General features: G+C 34.0%; 15 protein-coding genes. 9 read left to right on the top strand and 6 right to left on the bottom strand.

Going from position 1 to position 15,700, the window contains the following annotated elements; translation table 11 throughout:
* Window positions 1–126: 126 nt before the first annotated feature.
* Window positions 127–537 (top strand): YrvL family regulatory protein, encoded by a 411-nt coding sequence (locus OL234_RS08200; protein ID WP_275468751.1) that lies wholly within the window; start codon window positions 127–129, stop codon window positions 535–537.
* Window positions 538–658: 121 nt separating this feature from the next.
* Window positions 659–1,726 (top strand): dual-specificity RNA methyltransferase RlmN, encoded by a 1,068-nt coding sequence (gene rlmN, locus OL234_RS08195; protein ID WP_275468750.1) that lies wholly within the window; start codon window positions 659–661, stop codon window positions 1,724–1,726.
* Window positions 1,727–1,759: 33 nt separating this feature from the next.
* Here the strand turns inward: rlmN and OL234_RS08190 are convergent, their stop codons facing one another.
* From OL234_RS08190 to OL234_RS08175, 4 genes are all read right to left on the bottom strand, one after another.
* Window positions 1,760–2,581: an NUDIX domain-containing protein gene (locus OL234_RS08190; RefSeq protein WP_275468749.1), complete on the bottom strand. Its 822-nt coding sequence runs from the start codon at window positions 2,579–2,581 to the stop codon at window positions 1,760–1,762.
* 199 nt (window positions 2,582–2,780) lie between these two features.
* Window positions 2,781–3,155 (bottom strand): lactoylglutathione lyase, encoded by a 375-nt coding sequence (gene gloA, locus OL234_RS08185; protein WP_275468748.1) that lies wholly within the window; start codon window positions 3,153–3,155, stop codon window positions 2,781–2,783.
* A 100-nt stretch (window positions 3,156–3,255) separates the two neighbouring features.
* Complete coding sequence (locus OL234_RS08180) at window positions 3,256–4,599, bottom strand: HD domain-containing protein (protein ID WP_275468747.1); 1,344 nt, start codon at window positions 4,597–4,599, stop codon at window positions 3,256–3,258.
* Entirely contained in the window at window positions 4,596–5,471 is an 876-nt protein-coding gene (locus OL234_RS08175; protein WP_275468746.1) for a lipoate--protein ligase family protein, read from the bottom strand. Before OL234_RS08175 ends, OL234_RS08180 begins: the two co-directional genes overlap by 4 nt.
* 226 nt (window positions 5,472–5,697) lie before the next feature.
* On the opposite strand from OL234_RS08175, the gene OL234_RS08170 reads away from it, so the two are divergent.
* The 6 genes from OL234_RS08170 (at window position 5,698) to holA (ending at window position 11,786) form a co-directional block, all read left to right on the top strand.
* Complete coding sequence (locus OL234_RS08170) at window positions 5,698–6,138, top strand: YwiB family protein (protein ID WP_275468745.1); 441 nt, start codon at window positions 5,698–5,700, stop codon at window positions 6,136–6,138.
* Window positions 6,139–6,249: 111 nt separating this feature from the next.
* Window positions 6,250–6,858: a DNA-directed RNA polymerase subunit delta gene (gene rpoE / locus OL234_RS08165; protein WP_275468744.1), complete on the top strand. Its 609-nt coding sequence runs from the start codon at window positions 6,250–6,252 to the stop codon at window positions 6,856–6,858.
* Window positions 6,859–6,962: 104 nt separating this feature from the next.
* Window positions 6,963–7,715 (top strand): helix-hairpin-helix domain-containing protein, encoded by a 753-nt coding sequence (locus OL234_RS08160; RefSeq protein ID WP_275468743.1) that lies wholly within the window; start codon window positions 6,963–6,965, stop codon window positions 7,713–7,715.
* 130 nt (window positions 7,716–7,845) lie between these two features.
* Window positions 7,846–8,358, top strand: coding sequence for a ComE operon protein 2 (locus tag OL234_RS08155; protein WP_275468742.1), 513 nt, complete (start codon window positions 7,846–7,848; stop codon window positions 8,356–8,358).
* Complete coding sequence (locus tag OL234_RS08150; protein WP_275468741.1) at window positions 8,336–10,681, top strand: DNA internalization-related competence protein ComEC/Rec2; 2,346 nt, start codon at window positions 8,336–8,338, stop codon at window positions 10,679–10,681. Before OL234_RS08155 ends, OL234_RS08150 begins: the two co-directional genes overlap by 23 nt.
* 82 nt (window positions 10,682–10,763) lie before the next feature.
* Entirely contained in the window at window positions 10,764–11,786 is a 1,023-nt protein-coding gene (gene holA / locus OL234_RS08145; RefSeq protein WP_275470138.1) for a DNA polymerase III subunit delta, read from the top strand.
* A 62-nt stretch (window positions 11,787–11,848) separates the two neighbouring features.
* On the opposite strand, the gene rpsT is transcribed toward holA, so the two are convergent.
* Complete coding sequence (gene rpsT, locus OL234_RS08140) at window positions 11,849–12,103, bottom strand: 30S ribosomal protein S20 (RefSeq protein WP_275468740.1); 255 nt, start codon at window positions 12,101–12,103, stop codon at window positions 11,849–11,851.
* 217 nt (window positions 12,104–12,320) lie between these two features.
* Here rpsT and OL234_RS08135 point away from each other — a divergent pair, with 217 nt between their 5' ends.
* Window positions 12,321–13,337, top strand: coding sequence for an inorganic phosphate transporter (locus OL234_RS08135; protein WP_275468739.1), 1,017 nt, complete (start codon window positions 12,321–12,323; stop codon window positions 13,335–13,337).
* A gap of 51 nt (window positions 13,338–13,388) precedes the next feature.
* On the opposite strand, the gene topB is transcribed toward OL234_RS08135, so the two are convergent.
* A complete protein-coding gene (gene topB / locus OL234_RS08130; RefSeq protein WP_275468738.1) occupies window positions 13,389–15,611 on the bottom strand; it encodes a DNA topoisomerase III in 2,223 nt (740 codons plus the stop codon).
* Between the last annotated feature and the right edge of the window lie 89 nt (window positions 15,612–15,700).

Below are 15,700 nucleotides of genomic sequence, written 5' to 3'. Positions count from 1 at the left end.
TAGTTATAAGTTTTTACTTAACAGACGATTAGTAAATCGTTTACTTGATGAGAGTTAAAAAAATTTCTAAAAATTGAGATGAGGAATGGTATAATAAGAAACGATTAACTAAAGGAGTTTAAAAAAATGCCAGTTCGATTTAAAAAGCTTAGTAGTGGTTTTATATTTATGATATTAAGTAGTTGTATCTTGTTATTTTTAATGATGACCTTGGGTGGTCTCTTACAATTATTAGGTGCAGATTACCATTCTAAGATAGATTTATTATTATTTCTAATGATTTTTATTGCGGTTAGTTTTGTCATTGATAATATTTTAGAGAAATTAGTTAAATTTATTTTTCCAGAAGGAAGGGTATCAAGAAGTAAATCGTTTGGAATATATTTGGTCTTGAGTTTTTTAGGTGAGTGTTCCTTACTATATACAATGGATCAATTTGTTCCAAGCGTCACTTTACCCCCGTTTAGTATTGTTATTTTTGGTCTATTGGGTATCGTGTTTGCTATTATGTTGGATGTTACCAGTGAAGAAGAGTAGCTCTATGAAAGTTATTTTTCTTGATAACCTTTTATAACAAAACTAAGTTTGAAAGTTGCAATGGATGTAAAATTACTATATAGTGTCAAAGAGAGAACACTAGAAGAAATGAGGAAAGTGTGTGCTAAAGCAATCAATTTATGGATTAACAGTAAGTGAGCTTCAAACATGGTTTGAAGAACATGGTGAAAAGAAATTTAGAGCAAAACAAGTTTGGGACTGGTTATATGTTAAGCGTGTACGTAAGTTTGAAGAGATGAGTAACTTAAGTAAAAACACGATTAATTTATTAGAAGAAAATTTTGATACAAGTCCCTTAAATCAGGTTGTTGTTCAAGAATCAGCAGATGGGACAATCAAGTATTTATTTGAGTTATCAGATAAAAATATGATTGAAACAGTTTTAATGCGACATGAGTATGGTTTGTCAGTATGTGTGACAACACAAGTAGGTTGTAATATTGGCTGTACATTCTGCGCAAGTGGTTTATTAAAAAAACAGCGTGATTTAACAGCAGGCGAGATTGTAGCACAAATTATGCAAGTTCAATTTTTCTTAGATGAACGTGAATTGGATGAGCGTGTTAGTCATATTGTCGTAATGGGAATCGGAGAACCTTTTGATAATTATGATAATTTAATGACGTTCTTACATATTGTTAACGATAAGAACGGGCTAGGTATCGGTGCTCGTCATATTACGGTTTCGACCAGTGGTTTAATTCCTAAAATTCGTGAATTTGCAGATAGTGGGCTACAAGTTAATTTAGCAATCTCCTTACATGCGCCTAATAACGAAGTCAGAACGTCGATTATGCGTATTAACCGCAGTAACCCTGTTGAAAAATTGATGGAAGCAGTGGATGAGTATTTGGAAAAAACTAATCGTCGGATTACTTTTGAGTATATTATGCTGTCACATGTAAATGATCGACCTGAGCATGCTCACCAGTTAGCTGATTTACTTAGTGACAAACGCAAGTTAACATATGTCAATTTGATTCCATACAATCCAGTAAGTGAACATGATCAGTACAGTCGTAGTACGAAAGAAGATATTATGGCTTTTTATGATATTCTAAAAAAACGTGGTGTCAATTGTGTGGCACGTAAAGAACAAGGAACGGATATTGATGCTGCTTGTGGTCAATTGCGTAGTAAGCAAATTAAAAAAAGAGAAGAAAAATAAAAACTTAGGAACGAAAGTTCCTAAGTTTTTTTATTAATCATTGATTGGTAGTAATTGATAAATTTTGGAAGGGCGGCCAATTCCTGTAGGACGTTCGGCAACTTCAACAAAATAATCTAACATTGATTTTTTGAAATTAGAATGATCAATTGTTCGATAATCGACGCCTAAGAATTTTGCAAATACTTTACGAGCTTCAGCAATCGAAAATTCTTCACCTAACACTTGTAGGACTTTTGGTTCATGATACATTTTATTTAAGACTCGATTGAAGGCTTTTAAAATAATTTGATCATGGTCAAAAGCTAAGGTCTCAGTTCCGATTGATTGGTTCGTTTTTAAATCTAATATAATGGCATCATGTTGTTCATTTTCGAGTTTTAGCAAATTTCCATCACGTTTAAATGTGAACCATTGGGCAGCTTTGGCGTCATCACCAGCTATTAATGGCTCTTCACCAATAAATGCTAAATAACTGACTGTAACGACCCATCCTCGTGGATCACGGTTAGGTGTGCTGAAAGTATGGAGTTGTTCAATATTATCTTTAGTAATGTAAACCCCAGTTTCTTCTTTCGTTTCACGAATACAACTGTCCTCGGTAGCCTCATTACGCTGTACAAAACCACCAGGCAAAGCCCATGAAGAACGATAGGGATGCGTATTTCGTTGGATTAGTAATAATTTTAATTCATCTTCTACACGATTGTAGCATAGTAAAACATTATCGATTGTAAGAGAAGGTGTTTCATAGGTAGGCAAGTCTTGTTGACTATACCACTCTAAAAAATCAGCTTCTGAAGCATCACTTTCATAATAATGTTTTTCAGCCTCTTTAGAAGGGAAGGCTTTCATAAACACGTCATCCTTTCAAACTTTTTTATATGTTAATTGTAACAGATAGCATAGTAATTGTTAAACAGCTTTATGATATATCCAGCTATTTTTTTATTTAGGTAGACTAAAAAAAATGCCACCATTACTTATGAAAATTGCGGACTTGTTGTAGTAAAAAACCAATGAGCACCTGTCTCATTGGTTTTAAGGTAAATGATTATTTTTCGCGAATTACTTCAATTTTATAGCCATCAGGGTCAGTGATAAAGTAATATGAAGGTGGAACACCAGGTAAGGCTTTTAAATCAGTGACATTAAATCCAGCTTCTTTTTGTTTAGCATGTAGGGCTTCTAAATCAACACTAGAGATAGCAATATGACCATAGCCATTTCCTAAATCATACCCTTCATGACCATAATTGTAAGTTAATTCTAATTCGTAATCGTCACCAGGTAACGTTAGGTAAGATAGAGTAAAGTTGTTTTCTGGGAAGTCACGACGACGTGATTCTTCAAAGCCAAAGGCTTTTTGATAAAATTCTAAAGAAGCCTCTAGATTTTTAACGCGTACACAAGTATGTGCCATTTTCATAGTAATCATCCTTTCAAATATCATCTGCTATTATTCTATCATACGGAAGAGGAGACGTGCTAATAATCTGATTGTTAGAGTTACTTACAATTAAATAAATTTATGTTGTTTTTAAAAGTGTTGTGAATTTTTCTAAATCAGCTTGAAACAAATTAGTGGTTTCCCGGTGCTCCTTCATTTCTTTCGGAAAAAAGAAACGCGCATCACGATTAATTTGTCCTGTCAAAGCGGCTACTAATGCACTTGATTTTGAAAGTTCTCTTAAACTACCATCTTTATTGATTAGTTCAATTTGAGTGCGTGGGTGATCTTGATCTGGACGATAAAAATCATAAGGTAGATCAGAACTAGTATTTTGAGCAGTATAGTAATCAGGATTGAACCCAATTTTTTCAATCAAGCTTGTCAGTTTTAGACAGAGCTCTTGGTTAGCAAGGTCTTGAATTTGGATTGATTTTAAAGGCTTACGATATAAAAATCGTTTGGCTAAATCACTTAAAATGGCATCTGAATCGTCTAACCACAAGGTAAAGTAGGTATTCAGAACGCCATCATCTAGACGTAAATAGTCATTTAATGAATAGGTCTCGTTAAAGAAGGGAATCAGGAGTGTCATTTGATTATCATAATAGGTTGGATCAAGTTTATAAAGGTCAGCTGCGCGATGTAATAAACGATTTAAAATCACTTCCATCCCACGTGAAACTGGATGGAAATAAATCTGCATATACATCTGATACCGACTCACAATGTAATCTTCAACCGCATGCATGCCGCTTGCTTCAAAGACAATGCCATGTTTATGTGGACGAATGACTTGTAATATTCTGGCTAAATCAAAAGTCCCGTAGCGTGTTCCTGTGTAATAGGCATCTCGTAGTAAATAATCCATGCGATCAGCATCAATTTGGCTTGAAATCATCTGTACAACTTGAGGATTAGGATAATCTTTACGAATAACACTGGCTACTTTTTCGGGAAAGTCAGGTGAAACGTCAGCTAGGATTTTGAATACCTCCGTTTCAGGTGAGGTGATGATCTGAATCGTAATAGCTTCATGATTGGTATTGAATATCCCTTCAAAGGTATGAGAGTACGGTCCATGTCCGACATCATGAAGTAAAGCAGCACAAAGTGTTACAAGCCGTTCGTTGTCATTCCAGCCGTTCTCAGGATCGTTTTGGATAGAGTATTTGCGATCAAAAATATCACAAATTTGACGACTAATTTCATAGACACCTAAAGAATGAGCAAAGCGACTGTGTTCAGCACCGTGGAAAGTAAAAGAAGTTGTGCCTAATTGTTTAATTCTACGTAAACGTTGGAATTCTTTACTATTAATTAAATCTAAAATCACTTGATGTTGAACTTGAATGTCATTGTGAATAGGATCTCTAAAAATTTTTTCATGGGTTAAAATTTGATCTTTATATGCAAGGGTCATAGAGGCACTCCTTCTAAGTCATTTAAAATAGTCTCATTTCTTTTAATCATTTTAGCCATATGTTTTTGGAAGCTTTCATTTTCAGTCGGTTGTCCAATAAATGTTTGGAGTGGCTGATCTGAGAGTTCTTGGATAAAATCAGCTGTTAAAACAGTGGTTATTCTTTTCTTGACGTCCTCAACACTTAAATCTTGTTGCAGTAAATCGCTTAGGTTAGCCATTGAATAGGGATCCACAGGCGGATAACCATTATTGCCAAATTCTTCTTCCAAGCTTTGTTTATAAAAATCATGAACCATTTGGCCACGCTCAATTTGGTGTCCGTTGACACTTAAGTAAATCATAATAGCAATACCAGTTCCGATTCGGCGTTGTGAGATACCTGCAAATTTTTTATTATTAATACTTAAATCATAATCACCGGGGCAGTAAGAGGCACTGATTTCTTTAGCTTCAATCGTACAAGTAAAATCATCGAAAGCTCGTTGGATGACGTTAGTCATAAAGTCATATGCCTCGGGAACTGTAATTTTTTCCTCAGTTGAATTAGGAATAATAATAGAGAAATTTAAGACACCTTCATCGGCAACGACTGCCAAACCGCCTGAGTTACGCGCTAAAAAATGATAACCAGCTGTTTTAAAAACGTTTAAGCCAGCTGGGAGATTAGTCACTCGTGTGTCTTTCATTCCTAAAATGACACACTGATTGGCTTGCCAAAAATGAAAAATAGGAACATTATGTGTTGCTACATACTGAATAAACACGTCAGTAAGAGCAAAAGGGGTTAAAGCATCCTTTTGCATGACGCATGGTTGGTTAAAGAGTAAGCTATTGCTTTGTTTAAAAAGGGTTTGGTAAGTTTTCATCATCAATCTCGTCCATTTCTATTTCTAATATAGTGGTGACCTAAAATAAAGTAGTCGATAATGACTTTATTATAAACGATATTTCATAAAAAAGTGACTAATTGGTTTGAAACTTAGTCATTACTAACTTTCATTATGAGGCTTGAAACTAAAGAGAAATAACTATAAGATATGAGATAAGGCTCACACTGAGAAAGATAGTGTGGAATGATTTAAAGGAGAGTAAAGCATGAAGAATGGAATAAAGGTAAACGTGCACTTAAAAACAACCATTACGGTAAATGGTGAGGAAGAAGTTCATGTTTTTGATGTCCCTGGTCAAGTAGTTAAGATGGCTGAGACCTTATATCTACGTTATGAGGAACAATATGAACTAGAAACAGGGGAAAGTTTAAAAATTCCTGTGACTGTGAAGTTTGAAGAAAATGGTGTGGTGCATCTGACCCGGGCAGCTGAACAACGCGTTAAAATGAGTTTTGATTTAACTAAATCCCAGTCGACTAACTACCGTACACCATATGGTATGATGCTGATTGATGTTGTGACGATCAAAGCGCATTTGGTTTTACAAGATAAGCCGATTGCAGGTGAGGCAATTATTGATTATCAGTTAAAAGCAGGAACAGAAAAATTAGGAGATTATCAATTGGATTTACGTTTTGCTGAGTAAGGAAATATTTAAGAAAAGTCAAAAGAGTTTAAGAATAAGTGATTTTTTAATTGCTTTTTATCTACGAAATATTGTATGATAAGGAGTAGACTGCGAAAGGACGTGTGCCGTTTGGAAATAAAAGTTTTTGAAGGTGTTAATAAAAACGAACTATCAATGATTGAAGTTGCTCATGCGATTTTATCGCAACGTGGCGATGTTATGGAGTTTTCTGACTTAGTCAATCAAATTCAAAATTACTTAGGTAAAGCGGATAGTGATATTCGTGAAAACTTACCTCAATTTTATACAGATTTAAATATTGATGGTAGTTTTATTTCTTTAGGAGAAAACCGTTGGGGCTTACGCTCTTGGTATCCAATTGATTCAATCGATGAAGAAGTATCACATCTTGGTGAAGATGAGGATGAAGATACGCCACGTCGTAAGAAACGTAAAAAAGTGAATGCTTTCTTAGACATGAACGATGAAAATGCGATTGATTACAATGACGATGATCCAGAAGATGCAGATTTAGTCGATGATGAAGATCCAGACTATATCGAAGAAGAAGAAGAAGAAGAAGAAGAAATTGCTGAATACAACAAAGATTTATCAGAAATTGGTGCTGAAGACATTAATGATGAAGAAGAAGTTCCAGAAGGTGTGGAAGACGAATTAACAATCATTGATGAAGATGACCTTGATTATGATGAAGACGATGAGGATTCAGAAGAATAGAACTTTCTTGAAAAGCTAGGCAAATTTGCCTAGCTTTTTTTTATTTTCAAGTGTTTTATGAGAAAATACGAATCTTTAAGTATGGTGAAAAGGAGGGACTAGACATGTTACTTATCAAAAAGTATCTCTTATCTCACATTAAATTAATTTTAATTGTGAGTGGATTTGTGATGATAGTAGGTATAATTGGAGTGCAAGTATGGACCAATGAGGGGGAGCCAAGAGATAAAGTATCAGATAGTAAAAGTAACACGAGTCTATCTGAGATTAAGAATGAGCCGAATGAATCATCTGTTGAGGTTATGGAAAAAGATCCTAAAACAATTAATTTGGAGTCAGTCAAACAAGTAGATCAAAATGGAACAAAGAAGGAAGAAATTAATAGTATTAATTATGCAGATATAAAAGGTGCTGTGAATAAACCGGGAATGTATCAAATTAAACAAAATGAGAGGATTATAGAGTTAGTAGAGTTGGCAGGTGGTTTCACAAAAGAGGCAGATCCAGATCAACTTAATTTTGCAAGGATAGTTGAAGACCAAGCCGTTGTCTATGTTCCAAAGTCAGGTGAGGAAATTCCTGAGGAGTATCACTATCTAGAGCCTCCCTTATCTGATAGTAAAACTAAAGATGAGATGATAATAGGAAATGAGACAAGTCAGAACGAAGGCATTAATCTGAATGAAGCAGATTTAATGATGTTGCAGAGTTTATCAGGTATAGGACCTAAAAAAGCAGAAGCTATTATTGCTTATCGAGAAGAACATGGTTCTTTTCAGTCAATTGATGAGTTGAAAAATATATCAGGGATTGGGGCTGAGACGGTCGAAAAGTTAAAAGCAAGTATTCATATTTAAAATACTAAAATTAGGAGGCGTTGTGAGCAGCAAAAACGAGGAGTTTCCACTAATTAAATAGTTGCGATAGTTACTTTGAACCTATACAATAATGGTAATAAAAATAAGTGAGAGAAAGTTAGGTGTTAGGGTGACATTTGAAAGAATTCCTTGGGATCAATATTTTATGGCACAAAGTGTGCTACTTTCGTTGAGAAGTACTTGTTCAAGATTAGCAGTTGGAGCAACAATTGTTCGCGATAGTCGTATTATTGCTGGTGGATACAATGGATCAGTTAGTGGAGATAGTCACTGTATTGATGAGGGATGCTATGTAGTGAACAATCATTGTGTGAGAACCATTCATGCTGAGATGAATGCTATTTTACAGTGTGCCAAGTTTGGTGTCCCAACGGAAGGGGCAGAAATTTATGTGACACACTTCCCTTGTTTACAATGTACAAAAATGATTTTACAGGCAGGCATTAATAAAATACATTATCTAACTGACTATCGGAATGATGAATACGCTTTAAAATTAATCGAGCAAGCGGGTGTGACAGTCGATAAAGTAACACTTTCGCAAAAATATTTTGCTGATATCCAACTTGGTAATGAGGCTATTGCCAAAAATTTTAATGATGAATTATTTACGAAAGATTAAACAATTAAAATCAATTGAAGGCTATATTATCTTTGCTACATTAGGTGTTATTTGTACTGATTTGATCATTGTGACGGAAAATTGGCTTAGTCTGGGTCTTTTTTTACTATTTACAAGACGCTTAATAAAATCAAGACAGCTCGTGCTAATTATGAGCTGTTTTTTTATCATGGGAGTCTGTAGCATCCTTTTTTTATGGCAAGTGTCCACTAATAGAGATGCAAGCTTATCTGATGACTTACTAAATCAACCACTAGTTTTAAGAATTAATCCTACAAAAATAAAAGTTAATGGTGACGTGATGCAAGCAGTAGGCAAATCTACTTTAAATAATCAAACTTATCAAGTAAGATACCGAATTAAGTCGGCAGATACCAAGAAAAAAATAGGAGAAATAGATAAGTATCTAATCATTAAAGGGGTCTTTAATATAAATGAACCTAATTTCAAGCGTAATAGAGGTGCATTTGATTATAAAAAATATTTAAGACAACAAAATATAAGGAAGATAGCAGACTTACAAAAAGTTCAAACACTACAGGTAGATATTGGGCATAATCCTTGGGAATATTTGTCACTTCTTAGAGTGAAAATTAAGCGATATATAACTAAAAATTTTGGAGTAACCACAGCTTCCTATATGAAAAGTCTTATATTGGGCGTTAAAGACGATGATTTTCAAAAAGTTAAAGGTGTCTTAAGTCAATTAGGAATTATGCATTTTTTTAGTATATCAGGTTTTCATATCTTCTTCTTTTTAAGTGGCCTACATTACATCTACTTACGTTTAGGAGGAATTAAAAATTATTTATTAGTAATAGATACTATTTTTTTAGGTACATTCGCTATTTTAACAGGTTTTTCAACGAGTGTTTTACGTAGTACGTTATATATTTGGCTGTTGACCTGTAATAAACAATTAGGCAATAGATTGACAAAGTTAGATTGTTGGTCCTTAACATTAATAAGTTGTTTTGTGATTAACCCGTTTTTATTACTACAAGCAGGTGGACAATTATCTTTTGCCTTGACTTTTTTTATTTTATTTTTACAGCCTATCGTGGGTGGTTTAAAAAACAGGATTTGGAGAGGCTGTTATTTTTCTTTAGTAATTTCAATTTTTTCAATTCCGATTATTGCTTATAACTTTTTTGAATGGCACTTGCTTTCTTTAGTGTTAACTTTGATGTTAATTCCTATTTTTAGTTGGTTTTTAATGCCTGCAATAGTGGTTATGTTATGTCTATGTCCAATTATTTCTATAGGATTTTGGAATGATTTTGTTGAGAGTATATTAAATAAATTTGATGAGATATTAGCTTGGTTATCAATTAACAGCCCAGGCCATTTTGTCACAGGGCAGTTGCCAATTAGTGTATTTATCTTATGTTTGATGCTGATAATGTATTGGTTAGCAGTGTCGCATAAGACAAAATATAGTTGCTATCTTGTTTTGTTATTGATTTTAATTATACCGTCTTCTTTTAAATACATTAATCCTGTAGGGGCAGCCATGTTTGTTGATGTTGGACAGGGAGATGGTTTTTTATTGAAACTCCCTTTTAATAAAGGGGCGATGATGATTGATGTTGGCGGTCAGAGAAAGTATAAAAAAGAGCCTTGGCAAGAAAAAATAATGACGCACTCAAAAGCGGATTATGGTGTAGTGCCACTCTTAAAAAGTTTTGGGATTACACAGTTAGATCAGATTTTTATTACCCATGGACACGAAGATCATTTTGGTGATTTAGAAAAAATAAATGACTGTGTGACAATAAAAAAAGTTACTTTTGCAGATGGCTCAGAGCAATCTTCTAATTTTAAAGAGCAGTTGAAAAACATAAGTCATCAAGGAACGCAAATAGAGCGAACGTTAGCGTCTAACAGTTGGTTGATCAATAAACATTTAGTAACTAGTTTATATCCCTTTAAAAGAGGGGATGGTGGCAACAATAACTCTCTAGTCTTAACCTTTACGATAAAAGATAAAAAGTTTTTAATGACAGGAGATTTAGAAAAAGAAGGAGAGTCAGAACTATTAGCCCATTCAAACAATTTGAAAGCTGATATTTTGAAAGTGGGCCATCATGGTAGTAAAACGTCAACAAGCGAGTTGTTTTTAGAAGCGGTGTCACCAACAGAAGCCATTATTTCATGTGGAGTTAATAATACTTTTGGGCACCCTCATGAGATTGTTTTACAACGACTAATCAAAAAAAATCTGACTATCTACCGAACTGATCAACAAGGGATGGTGTATTATCAATGGTACCCTTGGTCTCGGGAGTTAAAAGAAGGTGAAACAATGATGGAATCAGACTAGGAAAAAGAGGTGGATAATGATAGGATAAGAGATGAATATTATTATTGCCGCTAATGAATCTAAAGAAGAATGGATGATAGCTATGAGTTTGCAACAACAATTAAATAAAATTAAAAATGGAGAAATAGCACCAATTTACTTAGTGTTAGGTCAAGAACAATTTCTGACAGATACGTTTAAACAAACCATCACACAACAAGTTATTCAAAATGAGGACGATGAACTAAATTTTGCGACTTTTGATATGGGAGAAACACCATTGTCTGTCGCAGTGGAAGAAGCTAATACGATTCCTTTTTTTGGTGATTATCGTTTAGTTGCCATCGATAATCCATACTTTCTAACAGGTGAGAAAAAAAATAGTACGTTAGAGCATAATATTGATGAACTCTTAGCATATCTAGAAGCCCCTAGCTCAACAACTATTTTAGTTATTTATGCTCCTTATGAAAAATTAGATGAGCGTAAGAAAATTGTGAAATTACTAAAAAAACAAGCAGTATTGGTTGATACTAAAATGATGCAAGAAAAAGAAGTGCGTCAATATGTTCAAAATTATATTAATAATGCCGGCTATGAGATCACACCAGAAGCGTTTGAGTTATTTCTACGGTTGTCTGATATGGAATTATCAAAAATAATGTCAGAATTAAATAAAATTCTTTTATATTCGTCTGAGAGTAAGAAAATAACAAAAGATGTGATAGGCAATTTAGTTCCAAAATCTTTAGAACATAACATCTTTGATATGGTTACATATGTAACTAAAGGCCAATCGGAACAAGCCTTAATTTTGTACAGAGATTTGTTACTCCAAGGTGAAGAAACAATTAAAATTAACAGTATTTTAATCAGCCAATTCCGTTTATTACTACAAGTAAAAATCATGTTAAGTAATGGGTATCAACAAAGTAATATGTTAGATATCTTAAAAATCCATCCCTATAGAATAAAATTAGCGATTCAACAAGTTAAGTCCTTTGAATTAACAGAATTAAAGGATGTTTTTCAAGACTTAGTTGAAAATGATTATCGTATTAAGACGGGACAGATGGAAAAAGAACTGTTGTTTGAATTATTTCTCTTACGAATTCGTCGACGATAAAACCCCTTATAAGACATAAAAAAAAACCTAAGCAGACTTAAAAGTCTCTAGGCTTTTTTTTATTATTTAGCTAATTTAGCGTGTAAACGTGATTTGTCACGTCCAGCTTTATTTTTATGGATAAGACCTTTAGTTTCAGCCATATCAATAGCGCGGGCAGCATTTCTGTATAATTCTTCAGTGTTATCTGCTCCAGCTTCTAAAGCTTGCTCGAATTTTTTAATAGCAGTACGCATAGTGCTCAATTGGCCTGAGTTTAACTCGTTAGCTTTTTCAGCAGTACGTACACGTTTGATTGCAGAATCAATATTTGGCATGTATTTCACCTCCAATAAGTTTAGTTTACATTCAACCAATGCTGAACGTAATTCAACATTATCCATTATACATAATGATTTTTCAGTTTGCAACAAGTATTTATCTTAGATGGAAAAAATAATTATGCTTGAATCTAGGATATTAGTCATCATTTTTTTATGAATGTGATATGATTAATTTATATTAAATAACATTTTATTAGATGAGGTGGAAGAAATGAATGCAGCGTTAATTATAACATTGGTATTAACTATGGGAGTTATATTTGTGAATGGTTTCACAGATGCTCCAAATAGTATTGCAACAGCAATTTCTACAAAAGCACTTAAACCGAAAACTGCTATTTGGATTGCTGCGGTTATGTGTTTTTTGGGCGCATTTACAATGACTTTAATAAATGCTGAGGTAGCTGAAACAATTAGTAATATTGTATCGTTTCACGATGGAACAGGGACTCAAGCTAGAATCGCCCTAATGGCAGCTTTATTTTCCATTGTCACTTGGGCAGTAACTGCTTGGTGGTTTGGTATTCCAACGAGTGAAAGTCATGCACTAGTAGCAGGATTGACAGGTAGTGCTATGGCACTAGGTGGTCTTGATGCAGTTAATGCGAATGAGTGGGTGAAGGTAGGCGTTGGCTTGTTGGTATCAACAGTGATTGGTTTTGGCGGGGGTTGGTTATTGACGCGCCTCATCCAATTTTTTGTTCCAAACCCAACAAGTAAAAAGAATAATAAGTTTTTTAAAGGCTGGCAAATATTTGGTGCTGTTTTAATGAGTTTTATGCATGGTATGCAGGATGGTCAAAAATTTATGGGCGTATTCATGTTAGGGCTATATTATAATGGTTTAGTTAGTATGAACGATGGTGGTGGTTTTACGATTCCTATTTGGGTGATGATCTTATGTTCAATTACAATTGGATTGGGAGTCAGCTTTGGAGGAACTCGTATTATTGAAAATTTAGGTGATATGGCCGAGATTGATACTTATCAAGGGTTTAGTGCAGATTTAACAGCTGCGTTGGCACTGTTAGGTGCAGGATTATTTGGTATTCCTATGTCAACTACTCAAACGAAAACAACTGCTATCATGGGTGTCGGTGCAGCTAAAGATGTTAATACTGTGAAATGGAGTACCGCAAAAGAAATGGTTTTTGCATGGATTTTAACTTTTCCAGGATGTTTAGCGATTGCCTATTTGATTACAAAAGTTTTCTTAGTAATTTTATAAAAAATGAACCCCAAAAATTCGATTATAAGAGTCGAATTTTTGGGGTTCATTTTATTTTTTTGCTTCAAAAGCAATAAATTCAATAACGCCATTATTATTTTGTGAGACGCGAGCATTATAAGTAACTTTATCTTTTGTTTTTATACCCGTAATAACTGTTTCTTTCTTTTTTAAAAGTGCGCGTACATTCGCTTTGGTTAATTTTTTATTACGGTAATGGCTAGGCAAGGTATAACGGCAGTCAGGATAATTGAGACAGCCGTAGAAATCTTTTTTTAAGATGACTTCATGTTGACATCTAGGACAGTGGCCGAGGCTAGTCGAACTTTTTTTATCAGTAGCTCTAGCCATTTTGTTAGAGGGCTTGGTTTTTGGAAAGCTATTATACTGATAGTCCGCGCGACAGTCCTTGATTTTTTGAGAAGGTGTAAAGGTTAAATTTTCCATATTAGTTGGGACTGATACTAATAAATGTTGAATGAATTTTTGGATATTGGCAATGAAAGCATCTTGAGTCCCACCTTGATTTTTCCCGATTTTCTTTAAGTAAGTTTCCCATTTTGCTGTCATTTCAGCACTTGTTAGCAAAGGTTCAGTTTCAACGGCTTGACAGAGTATTTTGCCTTTTTCAGTTACGGTTACTTTATTTTTTTTGATTGAAATATACTCTTTCTTTTTTAGTGTTTCAATAATATTTGCACGGGTTGCTTCTGTACCAATACCTTCAATTTCTTTAAGTAACTGTTGAGCTTCTTCATTATCGACGGATTTACCTGCTGTCTTCATCATCGTGATTAAGGTTCCTTCGGTATAGGCTTTAGGCGGTTGAGTTTCTTTTTCAATAGCAGATAATTCGACAGAGACTTTTTGGCCAATTGTCACTAAGGGTAACATCAATTCCTTTGTGTTGGTAGTTTCATTTGTATTAAAGAGGGTTTTCCACCCCATTACTTTGGGGACATGCCCTTTTGTTTTAAAAAGTAGTGACTGGACTTTTGTTTCAATAATAGTTTCTTCAAAGCCGTAGTCAGGTAAAAACATAGCAAAAGTTGTTTTTAGGATTAATAGATAGATATGTTGTTGAAGGGGGGCTAATTTATTAAAACGATCCAGACTGATTACTTGTTTAGTCGGGATAATGGCATGGTGTTCTTGGACATCTTTGTTACTAACATAGCGTTTTCGCGGTGTTAGTTGGGTTGGTTCAATCGAACTTTTCAAAAATTGTTGATAATTATCTAAGTTATTTTTTAGATAATTGAATTCATTAGTTGTAATATAGGGAGAGTCTGTTCTAGGATAAGTTAATAGTTTTGCTTCATAAAGTGATTGAGCAGCTTTAAGTGTTTCCGCTGGACTAATTTTATATAATTGATTGATACGAGCTTGTAAGCTACTAAGAGAAAATAAACGCGGACTACTCATTTTTTTATAAGTGGTCTCAATATTACTAATATGACCATCTTGTATGCCAATAGAAGTCTTCTTCTCTGTTAAATAGGAAGTTAGATCTACCATGGTAGAAAATCGTTTAAAGGGAGAGAGAGAGGCTTTAAAGGTATCCTCCTTATCTGTCTTAATAGTAGCCCCAATTTCTAAATAAGGAGTTTTAACAAAATGTTCAATTTCATATTGTCGTTTATAAATCATGTGGAGGGTAGGTGTCTGTACACGACCTAAGGAAAAAGTACCGGAAATTCCTTTTTGTTGTAAGCATAAAGTATAGAGTGGACTGCCATTCATGCCAATTAGCCAATCACTAATTTGTCTAGTTTGAGCTTCTTTATAAAGAGAGCGATAAGTAAGCCCGTCTTGTAAATTATTGAAACCATCAATAATAGCTTCTTTTTCAAGGCTATTAATCCAAAGACGTTTAAAGTTTTTGGTGGCAGAGAAAGCATCGGCATGTTCAATAATACTCCAGGCTATATTTTCACCTTCACGATCACAATCAGTAGCGATAATGATGGTATTTGCTTGTTTTAATAGTTTAGCGACAATTGTAAATTGCTTTTTTTTATCTGGTGGGACTTGATAGGTGTAAGTATCTGGGAAAATAGGTAATGACTGTAATGACCATTTTTTCCATTTAGAATCATAATAAGATGGGGGAACTAATTCAACAAGGTGGCCAAATCCATACGTAATGTAAGTCTCTTCAGTGAAAAGTGGATCTTTAACTTGGTAGTAGCCATTTTGTTTATTTGAAGCTGAAAAAGCATTGGCATACTCTTTAGCTTGGCTAGGTTTTTCTGCTAAAATTACGATACTCATAGATAGCCTCCTTAAAATAATGATGATAAGTAATTTAAATGTTTATCGAGTTTTTATATTGTCAGTCTTTAGTTATGATAGCATTATTC

It is taken from the genome of Vagococcus intermedius, from assembly GCF_029144185.1.
In the GTDB taxonomy this organism is placed as follows: domain Bacteria; phylum Bacillota; class Bacilli; order Lactobacillales; family Vagococcaceae; genus Vagococcus_D; species Vagococcus_D intermedius.
The sequence above is the reverse complement of the archived record's forward strand: the minus strand, read 5'-3'. Positions and strand labels throughout refer to the sequence as shown.

Bases quoted from the DNA above. Each gene is read 5' to 3' on its own strand.
- OL234_RS08200 (WP_275468751.1), top strand. From the start codon at position 127: ATGCCAGTTCGATTTAAAAAGCTTAGTAGTGGTTTTATATTTATGATA.
- OL234_RS08190 (WP_275468749.1), bottom strand. From the start codon at position 2,581: ATGAAAGCCTTCCCTTCTAAAGAGGCTGAAAAACATTATTATGAAAGT.
- gloA (WP_275468748.1), bottom strand. From the start codon at position 3,155: ATGAAAATGGCACATACTTGTGTACGCGTTAAAAATCTAGAGGCTTCT.
- OL234_RS08180 (WP_275468747.1), bottom strand. From the start codon at position 4,599: ATGACCCTTGCATATAAAGATCAAATTTTAACCCATGAAAAAATTTTT.
- OL234_RS08175 (WP_275468746.1), bottom strand. From the start codon at position 5,471: ATGATGAAAACTTACCAAACCCTTTTTAAACAAAGCAATAGCTTACTC.
- OL234_RS08170 (WP_275468745.1), top strand. From the start codon at position 5,698: ATGAAGAATGGAATAAAGGTAAACGTGCACTTAAAAACAACCATTACG.
- OL234_RS08160 (WP_275468743.1), top strand. From the start codon at position 6,963: ATGTTACTTATCAAAAAGTATCTCTTATCTCACATTAAATTAATTTTA.
- OL234_RS08150 (WP_275468741.1), top strand. From the start codon at position 8,336: ATGAATTATTTACGAAAGATTAAACAATTAAAATCAATTGAAGGCTAT.
- holA (WP_275470138.1), top strand. From the start codon at position 10,764: ATGAGTTTGCAACAACAATTAAATAAAATTAAAAATGGAGAAATAGCA.
- rpsT (WP_275468740.1), bottom strand. From the start codon at position 12,103: ATGCCAAATATTGATTCTGCAATCAAACGTGTACGTACTGCTGAAAAA.
- OL234_RS08135 (WP_275468739.1), top strand. From the start codon at position 12,321: ATGAATGCAGCGTTAATTATAACATTGGTATTAACTATGGGAGTTATA.
- topB (WP_275468738.1), bottom strand. From the start codon at position 15,611: ATGAGTATCGTAATTTTAGCAGAAAAACCTAGCCAAGCTAAAGAGTAT.